This window comes from Agrobacterium deltaense RV3, from assembly GCF_900013505.1.
Taxonomy (GTDB): Bacteria; Pseudomonadota; Alphaproteobacteria; order Rhizobiales; family Rhizobiaceae; genus Agrobacterium; species Agrobacterium leguminum.
The window spans coordinates 1,411,050-1,428,038 of sequence record NZ_LT009746.1 but is presented as its reverse complement, the minus strand read 5'-3'; the positions used below and the strand labels follow the sequence as shown (position 1 = coordinate 1,428,038).

General features: G+C 59.7%; 15 protein-coding genes. 6 read left to right on the top strand and 9 right to left on the bottom strand.

All coding sequences use genetic code 11. The annotated features are described in order from the left end of the window. Positions 1-3 precede the first annotated feature (3 nt). From AGR7B_RS20905 to AGR7B_RS20870, 8 genes are all read right to left on the bottom strand, one after another. Positions 4-1,686, bottom strand: coding sequence for an SMP-30/gluconolactonase/LRE family protein (locus AGR7B_RS20905; protein WP_080857765.1), 1,683 nt, complete (start codon positions 1,684-1,686; stop codon positions 4-6). Next, complete coding sequence (locus AGR7B_RS20900; RefSeq protein WP_080857764.1) at positions 1,683-2,666, bottom strand: NAD-dependent epimerase/dehydratase family protein; 984 nt, start codon at positions 2,664-2,666, stop codon at positions 1,683-1,685. The genes AGR7B_RS20905 and AGR7B_RS20900 overlap by 4 nt, the downstream gene beginning before the upstream one ends. Next, complete coding sequence (locus tag AGR7B_RS20895; RefSeq protein ID WP_078052902.1) at positions 2,663-3,745, bottom strand: ABC transporter ATP-binding protein; 1,083 nt, start codon at positions 3,743-3,745, stop codon at positions 2,663-2,665. The genes AGR7B_RS20900 and AGR7B_RS20895 overlap by 4 nt, the downstream gene beginning before the upstream one ends. A gap of 2 nt (positions 3,746-3,747) precedes the next feature. Beyond that, positions 3,748-4,578: a carbohydrate ABC transporter permease gene (locus AGR7B_RS20890; protein WP_078052903.1), complete on the bottom strand. Its 831-nt coding sequence runs from the start codon at positions 4,576-4,578 to the stop codon at positions 3,748-3,750. 10 nt (positions 4,579-4,588) lie between these two features. Next, a complete protein-coding gene (locus tag AGR7B_RS20885) occupies positions 4,589-5,515 on the bottom strand; it encodes a carbohydrate ABC transporter permease (protein ID WP_065116467.1) in 927 nt (308 codons plus the stop codon). Between the two features lie 83 nt (positions 5,516-5,598). After that, complete coding sequence (locus AGR7B_RS20880) at positions 5,599-6,870, bottom strand: ABC transporter substrate-binding protein (RefSeq protein WP_080857763.1); 1,272 nt, start codon at positions 6,868-6,870, stop codon at positions 5,599-5,601. Positions 6,871-6,894: 24 nt separating this feature from the next. Next, on the bottom strand, positions 6,895-8,061 hold the full coding sequence (locus AGR7B_RS20875; RefSeq protein WP_080857762.1) for a mandelate racemase/muconate lactonizing enzyme family protein: 1,167 nt from the start codon (positions 8,059-8,061) through the stop codon (positions 6,895-6,897). After that, positions 8,058-8,966, bottom strand: coding sequence for a dihydrodipicolinate synthase family protein (locus AGR7B_RS20870; protein WP_080857761.1), 909 nt, complete (start codon positions 8,964-8,966; stop codon positions 8,058-8,060). Before AGR7B_RS20870 ends, AGR7B_RS20875 begins: the two co-directional genes overlap by 4 nt. Before the next feature lie 115 nt (positions 8,967-9,081). On the opposite strand from AGR7B_RS20870, the gene AGR7B_RS20865 reads away from it, so the two are divergent. Both AGR7B_RS20865 and AGR7B_RS20860 read left to right on the top strand, forming a co-directional pair. Further along, a complete protein-coding gene (locus tag AGR7B_RS20865) occupies positions 9,082-9,993 on the top strand; it encodes a 2-dehydro-3-deoxygalactonokinase (protein WP_080858193.1) in 912 nt (303 codons plus the stop codon). 68 nt (positions 9,994-10,061) lie between these two features. After that, positions 10,062-10,682, top strand: coding sequence for a GDSL-type esterase/lipase family protein (locus tag AGR7B_RS20860; protein ID WP_121490444.1), 621 nt, complete (start codon positions 10,062-10,064; stop codon positions 10,680-10,682). Between the two features lie 89 nt (positions 10,683-10,771). Here AGR7B_RS20860 and AGR7B_RS20855 read toward each other — a convergent pair whose 3' ends face one another. Beyond that, positions 10,772-11,452: a 4'-phosphopantetheinyl transferase family protein gene (locus AGR7B_RS20855; protein WP_080857760.1), complete on the bottom strand. Its 681-nt coding sequence runs from the start codon at positions 11,450-11,452 to the stop codon at positions 10,772-10,774. 434 nt (positions 11,453-11,886) lie between these two features. Here AGR7B_RS20855 and AGR7B_RS20850 point away from each other — a divergent pair, with 434 nt between their 5' ends. From AGR7B_RS20850 to AGR7B_RS20835, 4 genes are all read left to right on the top strand, one after another. Next, positions 11,887-12,771, top strand: coding sequence for a (2Fe-2S)-binding protein (locus tag AGR7B_RS20850; protein WP_245317732.1), 885 nt, complete (start codon positions 11,887-11,889; stop codon positions 12,769-12,771). 195 nt (positions 12,772-12,966) lie between these two features. Continuing rightward, complete coding sequence (locus tag AGR7B_RS20845; protein WP_245317731.1) at positions 12,967-15,345, top strand: TonB-dependent receptor; 2,379 nt, start codon at positions 12,967-12,969, stop codon at positions 15,343-15,345. Positions 15,346-15,564: 219 nt separating this feature from the next. Beyond that, complete coding sequence (locus AGR7B_RS20840; RefSeq protein WP_245317730.1) at positions 15,565-16,320, top strand: iron-siderophore ABC transporter substrate-binding protein; 756 nt, start codon at positions 15,565-15,567, stop codon at positions 16,318-16,320. Further along, positions 16,317-16,989, top strand: a 673-nt coding sequence (locus tag AGR7B_RS20835; protein ID WP_162934217.1) for a FecCD family ABC transporter permease, incomplete at its 3' end; no start/stop codon positions are given. The genes AGR7B_RS20840 and AGR7B_RS20835, both read left to right, overlap by 4 nt.

Genomic DNA, 16,989 nt, shown 5'->3' with positions numbered 1-16,989 from the left:
CCTTTATCCTTCAAACAGCGAGATGCGCGCGCCGGCAATTCCCGGGCGGCAGGAAAACAGGCCGCCGGAGAGCGGCGCATCGGCGAGTGTGGAGGCAGGCAGGCGCGTGCGGGCGCTGGTGATGAACAGCGTCGACAGGTCCGGCCCGCCAAAAGCGATGCTGGAAGGGCGTGGCACCGGCATGTCGATCACCTGGTCCAGCTTGCCGTTCGGAAGATAACGGCGCACGCACCAGCCATCCCAGATGGCGCACCAGACACCGCCTTCGGCATCCACCGCCAGACCATCTGGCCGGCCATCGGCCACCGGAATGCGGGCGAATTCACGGCGCTGCGATAGCGCGCCCGTCGACGGATCGCAATCATAGGCGTGGATGAGGCCGGGCACTGTATCGACGAAATAGAACGTCCTGCCATCGGGGCTCCAGCCGAGACCGTTGGAGACGATGATGCCGCCTTCCTTCCGCTCCGATGCGCCATTGGCATTGATGCGATAAAGCGCACCCGTGGGCTTGGAGGCATCGATCCGCATCGAGCCGACCCAGATCGCGCCATCCGGCCCGCATTTGGCATCGTTCAGGCGGTTATCGGCAATGCCAGCCTCCGGGCTGACGAAGGGTGTCAGCCGGCCGGAGGCGAAATCCAGCCATTCGACGCCATCCTGCGACGCCACCAGCAATCGCCCTCCGGTGACCGGAATGACGGCGCTGACCAGCTTGCCGGTCTCGCAGGTTTCGTTGCGGCCAGTAGCGGGATCGAAGCGGTACACCGCCGGATGCAGGATATCCACCCAATAGAGCGCGTTTTCCCCCTCGTGCCAGACCGGGCTTTCCCCCAGCTGCGCACCCCAAGGCAGAATGCAGCTGAGTTCGGCACTGGGGCGGCCCGTTGCCGAACGCGGGCGCGGTCGCGAGCTGATCGCCACGGCCCCGGCGGCACCGGTAATGCGGCGGGCGGCGGCAATCAATTCACGCCCGGCGGGATGGATATTGGAGGAATCCAGCCGCGACGACGGCCCGAGCGCAACAAGCACGCCCATCGGCGTATTGTCCCGGCCCATGACAGGGGCGGCGACCGAATTCACGCCCGGCAGATGCTCCTCGTAGGAAATCGAATAACCCCGTGCCCGCGTCAGCGTCAGATCCGCCTGCAGCGCATCGAGGGTGGTAATGGTTTTGGGTGTCTGCAGATCGAGCGTCAGGCGATCCAGCAGCGCGCGGCCAAAGGCGGGGTCCTGAAAGGCGAGCAGCGCCTTGCCCGGTGCGGTGCAATGCAGGGGCACGCGGCGCCCCACCTCGACGCGCACCGAAAGACCGTTCGGCGAGCGTTCGGCGAGATATTGCGTCATGGTGCCGTCAAGCCGGCACAGTGCAACCGTCTCCCCCAGTTCAGCGGCCAGCCGCTCCAGTTCCGGGGTCGCCGCCGAGACGAGATCGAAGCTCTCCCAGACCTTGTGGGACATTTCCAGAAAACGCTGGCCGAGAACGTAGGTGCCACGGGCCTCATCCTGACGGACGAGGCCATAGGCGATGAGGGTCCGCAGGATGCGCGCGAATGTCGGCTTCGGCAGACCGGAAGCCCGCAGCAGCTCGGCAAAACGCAGCGGTTCCGGCGCATCGGCAACCATGTCGAGCAGGGTCAGACCCTTGGCCAGTGCCGCCGTGCCCCCCGGCGTCTCGGGTTTCATTGCCTCTGCTCCTTCGCGAGCCGCTGCCGCCTTGCGGCCGCCGCGTCGTCCAGCATCCGGTCCATCGTCCATTCCGCTTCAAACCCCAAAGTGTTTCTGATCCGCTCGTTGGACGTATGGTAATAAACGCCGTCGCCGGGAAAATCGACTGTCACGATGGGCAGGCCGGTCAGCGCGGCAATCTTCGGCAGAAGCGCGGCGAAATCGGCCGGTTTATCGGCACCGAGATTGAAGGTGCCGCCCGCCGCCTTGGGGTGATCGAGAGCAAGGAGAATGCCCGCCACCATGTCGCGCGTATCGGTTATATGCATACGGAACGGCCGGCCGTTTTCGTTGCGCGCCAGAATGTGCGCGGGTTCGCCGATATCGCGGGACTGGAGCAATTCGGCGATGGCGGTGTTTCCGAAATTCTGCTGCTGGCGGATGCGCGGCCGCAGGAAAAACCGGGGGCCGGAAAAGAAACTGTCCTCGTCCAGCAGCTCCGCCGCATCCTGCGTATGCGAGAAACGCAGGATAACCGTTTCCATCGTGCCGTTTCGTTGGTGAAAGCGCACCAGCTCTTCGCCCAGAAGCTTGGTCAGACCGTACGGCGAATTGGGGCAAAGCGGATGGTCCTCGGTGACCGGCAGGAACTCCGGGCGGTTTTCCGGATAGACCTCGCCCGATGAGGCGAGAACGAACCGCCGCACACCAGCTGCTGACGCCGCATCCAGAAGCCGGCGCGTGCCCTCGACATTGACGGCGAACATGCGGTCGCGATCCGCCGGAGCCCATGACATGAAGGCGCCCAGATGCAGGACGGCGCTCACGTCCTTGATGACCTCGGACAATGCCTGCGCATCCTCCAGCGACCCGACGACTTCCTCGCCGCCGGTTGCCGATGGCCTCAAATCAAAACCGCGAACGGCGCGGCCCTGTGCGCGCAAGGCGGCGACAACGGCACGGCCGACACGGCCTGCCGATCCGGTGACGAGGATCATAGCCGTGCTCCGGTCTTTGCATCGAAGAGATAAAGCTGGGCCGGATCGAAACCGAGCCGGAGCGCCTCATTGCCGGGAAGGCTGCCGGTATGCGAGACGCGCGCGATCAGCCCCTTGGACTTGCCCTCCTCGCCATCCGCGACCCTTGCACCCTCCGCATCGAAATAGACGTATTTTTCCGATCCGAGGCTCTCAACCAGCGTCGGACGGACATCGAAGGTGACCGGCGCATCGCCCAGAACGAGATGTTCAGGCCGCAGACCGACAATCACGCTGCCCTGGCGGCCGACCGCACCCGGCAGGGAAACCGGTTGCCCAAACAGGGTAACAGTGCCGTCACGCAGTTCCGCATTGAGGAAATTCATGCCCGGCGAGCCGATGAAACCGGCGACGAAAAGATTGGCCGGATTGTTGAAAAGCTCGTCCGGTGCGGCGATCTGCTGGATGATGCCGCCCTGCATGATGACGACGCGGTCCGCCATCGTCATCGCCTCGACCTGATCATGCGTCACATAAACGGTGGTGACACCGATGCGCTTGTGCAATGCGCCGATTTCGGCACGCATGTGGACGCGCAGCTTGGCATCGAGGTTGGACAGCGGCTCATCCATCAGGAAGGCCTGGGGCTGGCGCACGATGGCACGGCCAAGTGCCACGCGCTGGCGCTGGCCGCCCGAGAGATCCTTGGGCTTGCGATCGAGATAGGGTGTCACTTCCAGAATGCGCGCCGCATCATCAACCCGGCGGTCGATCTCGGCCTTGTCGGTGCCGCGCATCTTCAGGCCGAAGCCGATATTCTGGCGAACGGTCAGGTGCGGATAAAGCGCATAGTTCTGGAACACCATGGCGATGTCGCGGTCACCCGGCGCCAGATCCGTCACTTCGTTATCGCCGATGAAGATCTGGCCTTCGCTTGCCGGTTCGAGGCCGGCGAGGATTTTCAGCATCGTCGACTTGCCGCAGCCGGAAGGCCCGACCAGCACCACGAACTCGCCGTTCTCGATCTCAAGCGAAAACGGCCTGAGCACGTTGAGCGCGCCATAGGACTTGCTGACGTTGCGAATGGAAATATTGGCCATGCTTATTTCTCCGCGCCAGCGGTGAGGCCGCCGACCAAATAACGTTCAAGGAACAGGTAGATTGCGATGATCGGCAGCGCGATGAACACGGATGCGGCGGAGATGTCGTTCCAGTAGGTGACATATTCGCCCTGCATCGTGGTGATGCCGAGATTGGCCGTCCAGTTGTCCGGCGAGTTGACGAGGAAGGTGCGCGCATAGGCATAGTCTGCCCAGCTGAGCACGAAGGCATAAAGTGCAGTGGCGGCAAGCCCCGGCGTGGCGATGGGAAGCACGACGCGCACCATCGCGCCGATCGGCGAGCAGCCGTCGACCATGGCAGCCTGTTCCAACTCTTTCGGAATGGTGTCGAAATAGCCTTTCAGCATCCATGTGGCGAAAGGAATGATCATTGTCGAATGCGCCAGAACCAGCGTCCACAGGCTGCCGATCAGGCCGAAGCTGGAAAAGATCGAAAACAGGGGAATGACCAGCAGCGTCGCGGGCAGCATCTTCGCCGTCAGGACGAAGAGACCCATGGTCGCGCCACCCCGCATGGAATAACGCGACAGCGCATAACCGGCGCTGACCGAAACCAGCATCGACAGCGCCACCGAGCCGATAGCCGCCAGCATGGAATTCCAAAGCCACAGCAGGATCGGTTTTGCCGCCCAGACACGGGCGAAGATGTCCCACTGCGGATCGTTCGGCCAGAAGGTCGGCGGCAGGCGGTAAAGCTCATCGGTGGTGGAAAGTGCCGTGACCAGCAGCCAGTAGACCGGGAACAGGATCATCACCAGCGTGAAAATCACAGTCGCGTAAAGGGCAAGGCTCTGTAAAAATGTCCGTTTCATCAAAGCCTCCTCAATAGATCGATTTCGAACGCCGGCCGAGCATCAGGAGGCTCGCGACGATGCAGATCACCAGTGTCAGCACGCCCACGGCGGCGGCACGACCGAAATTGTGATACTGGAAGGCCTGGTCATAGGTCATGATCGACAGTGTCTGGGTTGAACGCAGCGGCCCGCCGCCGGTCAGAACCTTGATGATGGAAAAGTCGCGGAATACCCAAAGCAGCGTCAGCACCAGCGTCACGCCCAGCACCGGCATCAAAAGCGGCATGGTGATCCAGCGGAAGCGCTGCCACACACTCGCACCATCGACCTTCGCCGCCGCATAATAATCGGCGGGGATGGACTGCAGGCCAGCCAGACACATGATCGAGACGAAAGGAAAACCTTTCCATACCATGGTGATCGCCACGGCCCAGAAGGCGGCCGTGGAACTGCTGACCCACGGGATCATCTGGTCGGTAAAACCGAGCTTGATCGCCAGCCAGCCGAACAGGCCGAAGGAAGTGTCGAACATCCACGCAAAGATGACGACCGCGATGATTTCCGGCACGGCCCAGGGCAGCGCCATTCCCAGCCGTGCGACGGTGCGGCCCTTGAAACGGTTATTGGCCAGAAGCGCCGTGCTGAGGCCAACCGCGACGCTGCCGGCGGTAACGACGATGACCAGCTTTAGCGTTACCCAGCAGGCCAGCCAGAATTCCGGCGACGAGAACAGCCAGGTGTAATTGCTCAGCGAAAACGGCCGGCTGGCGCCGCCAAGCCTTGGTATCTTGACCTGCTGGAACGACAGGTCAACGGCCAGCACGAGCGGCCAGACGATGATGGCGGCAACCATCAGGACCGCGGGCGCGATCAGAATATAGCCGAGGAGATGTTGCCGGCTGGGACGCGCAAGATCGAAGAACTTGCGACGCCCAGCCCGAACGGGTTCGGTCATGGATGGTCCTCCTGCCGGATGCGAATGATGGCCATGGCCCTTTACGGGCCATGGCAGGACAACGGGATCAGGACAATGGGGGATCAACCCTTGATGGCTTCGGCCTTTGCCTGCATGGTTTTCGCCACCTCCGCCGGATCGAGATCCTGAATGATCATCCGCTGGCTTTCTTCCATCACCATCTTGCTGAACTCGTTGTAGAAAAGCTCAAGCCCGGTCGGAATGCGGTCGATACCGGCTTCCGACGCGGCCTTCATCGTCTCGATCAGCACCGGAAAATGAGGGATGGTCTTTTCAACACCCGAGACGTCGGCCTTCGGGCTTGGCGGGGTGTTGCCGCCAAGGGTGGCATAGCTGCGCTGGAATTCCGGCGTCATCGTCAGCTTGATGAAATCCCAGACCAATGCCTTCTGGTCGTCGGGAATATCTGCCGGCATGGCAAGCACGTTGGAAGACCCGCCAAGCGGCGGATGAAGCGGCGGCGCGACATAAACGATGTCACTCTTGGCCGAACCCTTTTCGGTCGTGCCATAAAGCCACGGTCCATCTAGCCGCATGGCCATCTTGCCATCGGCAAACAGCTTGCGCACGTCGCTGGCGCTCATGTCCACCGGACTGATCCCGCTCTTCATCACAGTCTTCCAGCGGGTCAACCCCTCCACCATCTGTGGCGTGTCGATGGTGATGTTGCCGTCCTTGTCGGTCCAGTAGGCGCCGGCGTCGAGGATGTAGTTCAGCATTTCCGTCAGATATTGCCCCGGACCACCCTTGGTTTCATGGCCTGTACCAAACTGGTCGATAATGCCATCGCCGTTCAGATCCTTGGTCGTCGCTTTGGCAGCGGCCAGGAACTCGTCATAGGTCTTCGGAACCGCGACGCCCGCCTCTTCCAAAATCTTCTTGTTGTAGGCCATCACGAAACCGAAATAGTTGGTCATGATGCAGACGGTTTCGCCATTCCATTCGCATTTCTGCTGACCGGCCCAGCCCGTCATGTCGATGCCGTCCTTCTTCAGCCACGGGTCGAGAGGCTCGAGCCAGCCGCTATCGGCAAACATTTGAAATTCGAAGGACGCCAGATGCACGATCTGCGGCGGCTGGTTGGCCGCAAAGAGTGTCGTCATCGTGTCGGCGTAGGAGCTGCGCTCGGCCTTGGTGAATTCGATTTTCACGCCCGGATGCCGTTTCTCGAAGGCGGCGATGGCGGAGCGCCACCATTCGCCCGTGCCGGCATCGTCCGTCTGCCAGGAGATGAATTTCAAAACGGTATCGGCCATGGCGGGAGCAAATCCGCCCATGGTCATCAGCATCGCGGTCGCTGTGCCAAGCGCCAGCTTTCTTATTCTTTTGGTCATGGGTTCCTCCTCCAGAAAACCAGTTCAGATACGTTCAATAAGGGCGAGCGCCGCCTCCGACGGCTTGACGCCAAGTCCGGGTCCGGAGGGCAGGTAGTATCTGCCTTCGCGGCAATCCATGTCGCCGGCGAGCAGGCGGCGATTGGGCTCGAAAATCGAGTGCTGAAACTCGTGACCCTTCAGGGTCGGCAATGTCGACGACGCCTGCAGGCTCGCAGCAAGGAAGATACCCGCACCGACTGTTGCGTGCGGGATCACGTCAATGCCGTGCTCGGCGGCAAGAGCGCCGATGCGGATGAAATTGGTAATGCCCTTGTGGCCCATTTCCGGCTGCACGATCGCGATGCGGCAGCGTTCGATGCGGGCGCGCATGTCCCAATGGGTGCGCCATTCCTCACCAACAGCGATCGGGACGTCTGTTCCCTTCGAAACCTTTTCCAGCCCTGCGATATCCTCCGTCCAGACCGGCGCTTCGGCAAACCACGGGTCGGAGGGTTTCATTTCGGCAATGAGTTCCAGCGCCCGCTCCGGCGTCTGGTTCCAGTGCATGTCGGCGGCAATCTTCGCCTGAGGCCCAAGCACCTGCCGCAGATTGGCGATTTCCGCCGCCGGGCCATCGTCAGCCACCGGCGTTGCGAATTTGAAAGCATCAAAACCGCGATCCTGCCAATATTTCGCCAATTCCCCGCGCGCTTTCAGTGTCTTTTCGGGCAGGCCTGAAACATAGGCCGAGAAGCTGTCGACCCCGCCGCCGAGAAGGTCGCGGATGGATTTTCCGGCTTCCTGCCCGGCAATGTCCCATAGCGCGATATCAAGCGCGGCAAGCGCATCGACATAAAAGCCGCCGGTATAACCACGTACCCGCATCATGTCGTAAAGGTCGTCATAAACAGCCGAAGGATCGGACGCATCGCGGCCGATCACGAAACCGGCGAGAAGATCATTAATGAGGGCGGCGACCGCGCCGGGGGCGACGATGCCATAGGTCTCGCCCCAGCCGACAGTGCCGGCCCCGGTGGTCATGCGCACCAGCACGCTGCGGTCGAAGGTGGGATAGACCGTACGATTGCCCTTGCGCACGATGTAGCCGTTGGGATTGACCACCTCGCCTTCCCTGAGCGCGCCGAGATAGGGAACCTTGCGCGGCTGGGTCAGCGTAAAGACTTCGACGGTTGCGATGGGGCTGTTCATGCGGCCTCCGCGGCAACAAGGCCAAGCTCGACCAGATTGGCGTCAATATCGGCAAGGGCCGCCGCATCAAGCTCGGGTGTCGGCGCACGCACGCCGACGCCTTCGATCACGCCGCGACGGGCGAGCACATATTTGGTCAGCCGCATGCGATAGACTGCCTGCAACACCAGAAGCGGCAGGGTGCGGACATAGATCCGGCGAGCCTCTTCCCGCCGCCCGGCAACAAGCGCCCGGTCGATGGCCACATGTTCCTCGGCGATCTCCAGCGCCGGCATGGCTGCCGTAGCACCTCGGGCATATTCGTCGAGAATATAACGCGCGCCGCCGCCACCGATGACGCCCTTCAGGGTCGAAGGCGCATGGGCGATGATATGGCTGATGGCCGGGCCGGCCGGAAGGGTCTCTTCCTTGACATAGGTCACCTGCGGCAACGCCCGCACGATTTCCACGATCGCCTGCGGCGAGAGGTCGGAGCCGCGCGGCGCAGGCGCATTCTGCAGGATGATTTCAACCTCGGGCAGTGCCTCAACGATCCGGCCGAGGAATTCGATCAGCGCCGCCGCATCTGTGCCGACCGATTTGGGTGGCTGCACCATCAGGTGGCGAATGCCGAGCGCCGATGCCGTCCGTCCGTGCTCGACCACCTCACGCCAGTCGGCCGCACTGGCGCCGGCCACGACCGGCACCCGACCGGCCACCGCATCCACGACGATCTTCAGCAGCGTTGCGCGCTCGGCGGCATTCAAAGCCTCCACCTCGCTGGCGAAACCGGGAAACACGACACCATCCACGCCCTTGTCGAGCGCAAAGACCACCAGCCGCTTCATACCTGCTTCGTCAATGCCGCCACCCGCCAGAAACGGCGTGGGCAGAACAGGCAAAATCCCCTTGAGGCCAGCCACCATCTTTCTCCTCCCAATTAAGTATCATATTTTGATACATTGAATTCACTAATTGACACTACATAGACTCGCACCCTATGACAAGCCCCAAGATGAAATGAACGAGGAGGTTCAAGACATGGCTGCAACAGCGACATCGATCATCGTTGATTGGGGAACGACATCACTGAGGGCGGCGCTTGTCGGTGAAGGCGGAGAAGAACTCGATCATCTGGAGACCGCCGACGGTATTTCGAGCCTTGGCAAGGGTGAGCACGAGGCGGCGTTGATGGCGGCACTCGCACCCTGGTTCTCGCGCCACGGGCCCCTGCCCGTCGCCGCCCTCGGCATGATCACCAGCCGCAACGGCTGGGTCGAAGTCGCTTATGTGCCGTGCCCGGCAGGCCCGACGGAACTTGCCGCCGGCACTGTGCGCAGGTCGCTGCCGAACGGTTCCGATCTCGTCTTCCTGCCGGGTCTCAACGACCCCGCCCGCCAGCCGTTTCCGGATGTAATGCGCGGCGAAGAAACTCAGATCGTCGGCCGCGGCCTTGGTGAGGACGCCACCCTCATCATCCCCGGAACCCATAGCAAATGGGCGCGGGTGAAGGCGGGGCGGATCGACGGCTTCCAGACATTCGTGACCGGTGAAATCTTCAACCTGCTCATTAATCATTCCTTCATCGCGCGCGGTTCAACGCAGCCGCCGGTCGATGATCCGGAGGCCTATCTTTGGGGTCTGAAAGAGGCAAAACGATCCGCCGCCATGCTGTCGCTCATGTTTTCGGCGCGAACCGGCGGGCTTGCCGGCCGGCTTTCGCCGGATCAGCTGCGCTCCTATGTTCGGGGACTGGTCATCGGGCAGGAGTTTAGGCAGGCCCGTGAGGCGGGATGGTATGCGGAAGGAGACGAGGCAGCTATCGTCGGCAATGACGGGCTGAACGATCTCTATCTGGTTGCCGCAGATGTGTTCGGGCTCAAGACATCCATGGGTGCGGACGATGCTCTCACGAAGGGTGCCTTGGCTGTCCTGCGCCAAGCGATTTCGTAACCTCTGCCGGGCGCCGGATGCGCAAATAGCGGCATCCGGCTTTCAAGCCACATGTTTTTAGGACCACCATGTACGACTTCCCAGCCAATATCGGCACCAGCCGTCACGAAAACGATGTCCTTGCCGTTCTTGCCCGCCTTCAGCGCATCGGCCTTCCAGAAAATCCGATCGCCTTTTATGGCTCATCCTCGTTTCGAATCTGGAGCTCCGTCACCGAGGATCTCGGCTCGCTGGATATCGTCAATCTGGGATTTGGCGGCGGCACCTACCTCTCCGCCAGCCACTACCTGCACCAGCTCCTGGTTCCCTTAAAGCCAGGCAGAGTGGTGCTTTATTTCGGCGAAAACGATATTGCCAGTGACGGCCTCAAGGCTCAGACGACGTTTCGGCACCTGCAGGATTTGCGCGACAGTGTCTCTCGAGCCCTCCCGCAGGCGGACGTGTTTGTTGTGGCGATCAAGCACAGTCCGGCGCGCTGGATTTACCGCCATGAATTCGATCTTTTCAACCAGACGGCACGCAACTGGTGCAACGGTCGCGAACGCACGACATGGCTTGATCCGAACGCCGGCCTCATCGGTGAAAATGGTCTGCCGATGTTCCGTTATTATTTGCCAGATCTGGTTCATCTGAATGCAGCAGGCTATGCAGTCTGGTCGGAAGCGCTCAGAAAAACGTCGGTCTGCTGAACAGAGCTGGCTCGGGAAATTTGAACGGAGGAAGAAGTGGAATTTCTGCCTGACTTCGGCTCAGATGCCGGGAACAGGAGATACGAAATTCAAATCACCTCCAAAATACGCTTTAAGATGCTGACGCTGGTACATACACAAATCGCGGGTGGATTCTTTTCAGTAGCCACGGCCAGAACATGAGTCGCATCAAGTTGACGCCATCGTCCATATAAACGTTCAATCGGAAGTGCCGCGATAAAGGTCTCGGAATCTTCTGTGTCGATCACAACCTCCGAGAGCGGAATCACGAGACCTGCCCCATTGGCTTTGACAGCGGCCTCCTTCGCGGTCCACATCTTCAAAAATCCGACGTTTTTCGCATCCATTGGCGCGTGGAAAGCTGAGGTAATTTCCTTCCAGAAATCTTCCTCCCTCTCGGATTCGACATCAACACCAATACGACCCGACCGCGAAAACGCTACGACAACCCAGTTGCCGCCATGCGAGAGATTAAAATCCAGAGGGCCGGCGTTTACCAGGAAAGGCTTGCCACCCGCTGCGCGCGAAAAATGAAGGTCTGCGGTTTCCATTCCGACGGCCGCACCGACCAGTAAGCGCTTGAGGACATGCGCTCCTTGAAAACGGAGACTATCCTCCAACTTATGGAAACGCTGCGCTTGGGCCCACTCGACGTCATTGAGAAGCGCAGCCGCATCGTAAACCGCAAGAATTTCGGAGACAGGGATTGCAACGACAATACCTGCGTCGGCCTCACCCTTATCAAACATTTTCAAATTCGGTCATACCATCCACTTTTGCGCATCTCTTTTCGGAAGAAGCTCTTTTGCTTCTATCGCAGAATTGACAATCGAGATCATCATCATTCTCCTCTTCCACTAAAACAGTCATCACGGTTTTCGGCAGCGACGATCAACCTTAAACGCCAGCGCCCCAACACCGGTGTCCATCAATATTTTTCATGACAAGTCCTAAAGAGCCGATCCTGTTCGTCTAAACTACGAGAGGAAATTCGCATGTTCCGTTTCTCGGTGTCACCATGCATCGGATCGAAGGGTCGCATATGCTTGCCCCGCAAGCGTTTGCGCACTTCATCGGCAAACTGGGCCAGCTTTGGCAAACCGATGCGGTGCAGGCAAGGGCTATTTCAGCGAGAGAGGCATGAGCCTGATTTGAGATGCGAACCTGATGGATGCGGCAGACGATGAGACATCATGAAACTGCCGGCGTCCCCGAAGCCAGCGATATTCTGACGGAAGCGACCGTTCTCCAGCAGACCATGTGGCCCGAAGTGCCGTGCAGCACCGGCGCATTGCTTCACGGCTGGACAACCGCTGCCGAACTGTTTTCCAGCCCTTCGGCATTGCAGGAATTCCTGGATTATGAGGGGTCGTTCGATCCCGGCGTAGATCTCAAAAGCCGCGCCGCATTTCTGATGAGCGACTATTGCTACATCTTCTTCATGGCCACCGTGCCGTTGCTGGTTAGCCGCGGCATCGTGCCTGATATGTCGCCTGATGCCTTTTCGCTGCAGTTCTATACCTATCATGGCGAGCATGACGGGGAGCCGATGACAGTGCGGCGTGCCCGCGTGAGGCTGTTGTCGCCGCAGATTTTTGCGGATCGGGATGACGGGCCGCATTCGACGGTCACGGACCACGCAGGCCTGTGCGAGCATTTCAGGATGGGCGTCGAGCAACATTTCCATCTGCTGGTGGAAGCATTGGCAAAAAGAACCGGCTTTTCGAAGAATGCGCAGTGGCGGCTGGTGGGAGACGCCATCGCCGGCAGATTTCTCGACGTTGGAAGACGGTTCGGCTGTCTCGCCGATGCAATTGCAACAGCAATGGCGATCGTCAAGGTACAAGGATCGCCGCTGAACAACCGCCAGCTGGGGTATTTTGACCTCACCCTGCACGACAGCGCATTGAAGGAACCATTCACCTACACGTTTCGCGCGCGTGGCGGATGCTGCCGGTACTATACCGTTAAAGGTGCGGAAAAGTGCCCGACCTGCGTATTGAAGTCGAGCGATGAACGGGACGCCTGTCTGCTACAGGAAATGCGTGCCCATTTCTGCCTGAAGTAAAATTATTATTTTTCATAAATTTATTTCGACTTGAGAGTCCCATAGTCCCTTCCCTGTTCGTCTTCAGCATGAGTGGGCGGATATTGCCGCCTTTTGTCTGAAACGCTTATCAAGTGCGCGGGAGCGGGGGCTTCAATGGAATGCAAGGGAATTAACGGCAGAACGGCTCGAACCGGTCTGGCTGGATGGGTGGCGATGCTGCTTGCAACGTCGGTTTCTGCTTTGGCTATGCATGTGCCGGCCGCAGCGCAAGGCACCGGCCAGGCAAGTGCCTCGCCGCGACAGATTTCGATTGCCGCCGGGCCGCTTACCTCCGCGCTCAATCAGCTCGCCACGCAAACCGGCCTGCAGATCATCTTTGATGGTTCGATTGCGAATGGCAAAATGTCTAACGGCGCCAGCGGCAATCTCACACCTTCCCAGGCGCTCAGCGCAGTGCTTGCAGGGACTGGTGTCCAGTCGCGGTTTGCCGGCCAGAACCAGATCGCCCTCAGCCTTGCGGCGGCTCCTGCAGATGCCGCAGCCGTCGGTGCCGACGGCACGACTCAGTTGCAGGCCATAACGATTTACGGTTCACGCAACGCCACGACGCTTGCAAGCGCATCCTCGAGCATCGGCATCGTCAACGCAGAACAGATCGCCGACGGTCAGATCAGAAGTTTCCGCGATAGCTTCCGTCGCATGGCAAACGTCATGGACGGCGACTGGGCCGATGCCGGCTTCATCATTCGTGGTGTCAGCTCGGAAGGTCTTGTTCCCGGCGGCGCGCCTCTGGCGACACTTTACATCGACGGCGTCCAGCAGACGGTGCGTGGGGCACGCCGCGGGGCACGCGGGCTGTTTGACGTGGAGCAGGTCGAAGTCTATCGCGGCCCGCAGTCCACCCTGTCGGGCCGCGCTGCCATGGCCGGCGCCATTTACATAAAGACCAAGGATCCCACCTTCGAAAAAGAGGCGGAGCTGTCGACCACAATCGCCACCGGCAATCTTTACGGCACTGGCTTCATGTTCAATACGCCGCTGGTGGACGATCAGATCGCCATTCGCATGTCTGGTGAGATTCAGCGTAGCAAGAACGATATCAATTACCCGACATTCGAGCGTTATGAGAACTATAACGAGTTCACGCACGACTTTTATTATCAGGTCCGAGGAAAGGTCCTGTTTGAACCGGCGGAGATGCCGGAGACGCGCGCGCTTCTCAGCTATTCGTTTTCACACGACAACCCCGCCGTTCGCGATATTGGCGGCCCCAAAGGCTCCATTCCCTTCAGCTTCGACCAGAAACGCGGCGACTACCTCATTCCGGCCTACATAGAATATCGCCCAACCGATGTGCATAATGTTGGGTTGGAGGTAACACATGATTTTTCAGACGAGTTAAAGCTGACCTCACTTTCCGCCTTCAGCTATTCCGATGCCGATCGTCTTTCAGTCAATTACGGAACTCCGGGCGAGATTGACACCTATCACGGCTACTACAAGGAATGGATCGCCTCCCAGGAAGTGCGCCTCAATTATGAAGGTGACAAATGGGACTGGGTCGGCGGCGTCTATTTTTCCTATGAAGACGAGAAAAATTTCTATGACCGCACCATTCCGCTGACCGCCACTGTCAGGCGTAACCAGGTCCAGCGCAATACGCAGAAATCGTTCAACGCCGCCCTGTTCGGAGAGGCGACCTACGAATTCGTTCCAACATGGAAAATTACCCTCGGCGGCCGGCTGGACTACACGGATCAGGACATAACGCAAAATCTGGTACGCACCCAGCCTCTTGGCGGCAGGACGACCGTGATGACGGACTATGCCGCATCCTTCAGCGAGGTCAATTTCGTACCGAAAATCGGCCTTTCGAAAGAGCTGACTGACACACAGACGGTTGGGGTTACCTATTCCCAGGGCTTCCGGACAGGGGGGGCGAGCTACGATTCGTATCAGCGTACGGCCTATAGCTATAAACCCGAGGAGGCATCGACCTACGAGATTTTCTACAAGGGCTCGTTCATGGATGACCGGCTGACCGTGAATTCAAACGTGTTCCTCACCAAATACTCTAACCAGCAGGTTCTGATGCAGTTCGATCCGACGGATCTGCTGAGCCGGCGCATCATCAACGCCGCGTCGTCGGAAGCATGGGGCTTCGAGTTCGAGCCAGCGTTCAAGGTCACTGACAACCTCGAAACCTTCGCATCGCTCGGCTACGTCCATACCGAATTCAAGAACTTCAACGATTTGAACCTGGGCAATCTGTCCGGCCTGCCGTTCCCGGAAGCGCCGGAGTGGTCGCTGGGTCTCGGCGCTCGCTACACGTTCGATAATGGCGTCTATATCGGCGCGGACGCCAAATATACCTCGAGCTATCTGGCCCGTCTGGGCAGCCTGCCGCACGATTATCTCGACAGCCGTTGGATCGTGAACCTGCAGGCGGGCTACAAGACCGAAAGGTGGGAACTCAACGCCTTTGCGCAGAACCTTCTGGACGAGAAATATTTTGTCTATAACGACAACAATATTGCCGCCACGCTCGGTGAGCGCCGAAACGTCGGCCTGAACCTCAAGGTCAAATTCTGATGCGTTTCCTGCGCGGCTCCCATGCCGCGCAGGCTTCCATTTCTGGAGTAGTGAATGATCCTGCGGTCGTTTCTCATCTTGCTGATGGGACTTTTTGCCTCCGGCGCTTCGGCGCAATGTTCGGGCCGGTCCCTCACAACAGGCGTGTATGGCGCACCGATCTGCGTGCCGGACACGCCCCGCAGGATCGTTGTGCTCGATCCTTTCTATAATCTTGGAATGGCGCTTGAACTCGGCCTGCCTTTGGTCGGCGCACCGCTTATGTCCGTTCAGGACCACGAGCTTAAGGAGAAAGCCGACAAGGCGACGGTCTCCGATATTGGCGAAGCCCGGCAGCCGAGTCTCGAGCGCATCGTGGCCCTGAAACCGGATCTGATTGTCGGGGACGCCGCCCTGCACGGCCAATCCTACCAGAACTTCGCCAAGATTGCGCCGACCGCGCTTATCGACGCAAAGAACTGGAAAGACCATTTCCGCACATTGGCGCTCCTTTCGGGAAAAAGTGACGAGGCGGCAGGGATGCTGGCCAGCTACGAAAAACGTGTTGCCGCCATCAGAGATAAAACTGCGTCCCATACGGTATCGGTATTGCGGGTAACGCCCAGCGGCTTTCATGTCTATCTTGACGGTCCAGCCGCCTATGCGCCTTATGAGGTTCTCCGTGATGCCGGCGTAAAACGGAGTGCGTACGAAACGACTGAGGACAATACGGTCTTCAAACGGCCCGAATGGGAGGACCTCGCCCTACTGGACGGGGACATCCTGCTTTACGTCGTTGCCGGCAGATATGACACAACCATGGACGATGCGCTTGCCGACCGCACGACCAGCAACCCCTTTTGGCAAATGTTGCCGGCAGTCGCATCCGGAAACGCCCACCGGGTCAAGCGCGAAACATGGATGAGCTTCAACGGCATCGGCTCCGCCAACAAAGTTCTCGATGACATCGAGCAATATCTGCTGGATAAGCCGTGACATCGTTTCGCGGACTATCGAATGCGGAAAGACCGATACATCCTCGCCGTGCGGAATTTTTCTGCGCGGTCCTGCTTCTGCTCGCCATCGCTGGCCTGCTGTTTTCCGCAATGCTGGCAGTAATCGCTGGCCCTGCACCCCTCTTACCGTCGACGGTGCTCTCTGCAATCTTTCGCTTTGACGGCTCGCGTGATCATCTCGTCGTGATGTTGCTGCGCTTGCCACGCGTCGCAGCGGCCATGATCGCCGGAGCGGGCCTGGCCGTCTCAGGCGCAATCATGCAGGCCGTGACGAAAAACCCTCTGGCTTCGCCGGGTCTGCTCGGCATCAATGCCGGCGCCGCTTTCGCAGTCGTGGCCAGCCTGTCGATCATCGGCGTTTCGGGCGACGCGCTGGTCTGGTATGCCTTTGGCGGCGCAGCTTTTGCCGCGTTCTGCGTTTTCGTCATTGGTTCTATCGGGCGTGTGGGCGCGACCCCGCTGATCATGGTGCTGGCTGGAGCGGTGGTCGCGACATTCCTCACCTCGCTTACTACGGCAATTCTGATCTTCGACCAGACGACACTTGATGCGGTGCGTCTGTGGACCGTCGGTTCCTTGAGCGGCCGGACGATGGATCAGGTCATCACCGTCATGCCTTATTCGCTTGCGGGGCTGTTCGGATCACTTG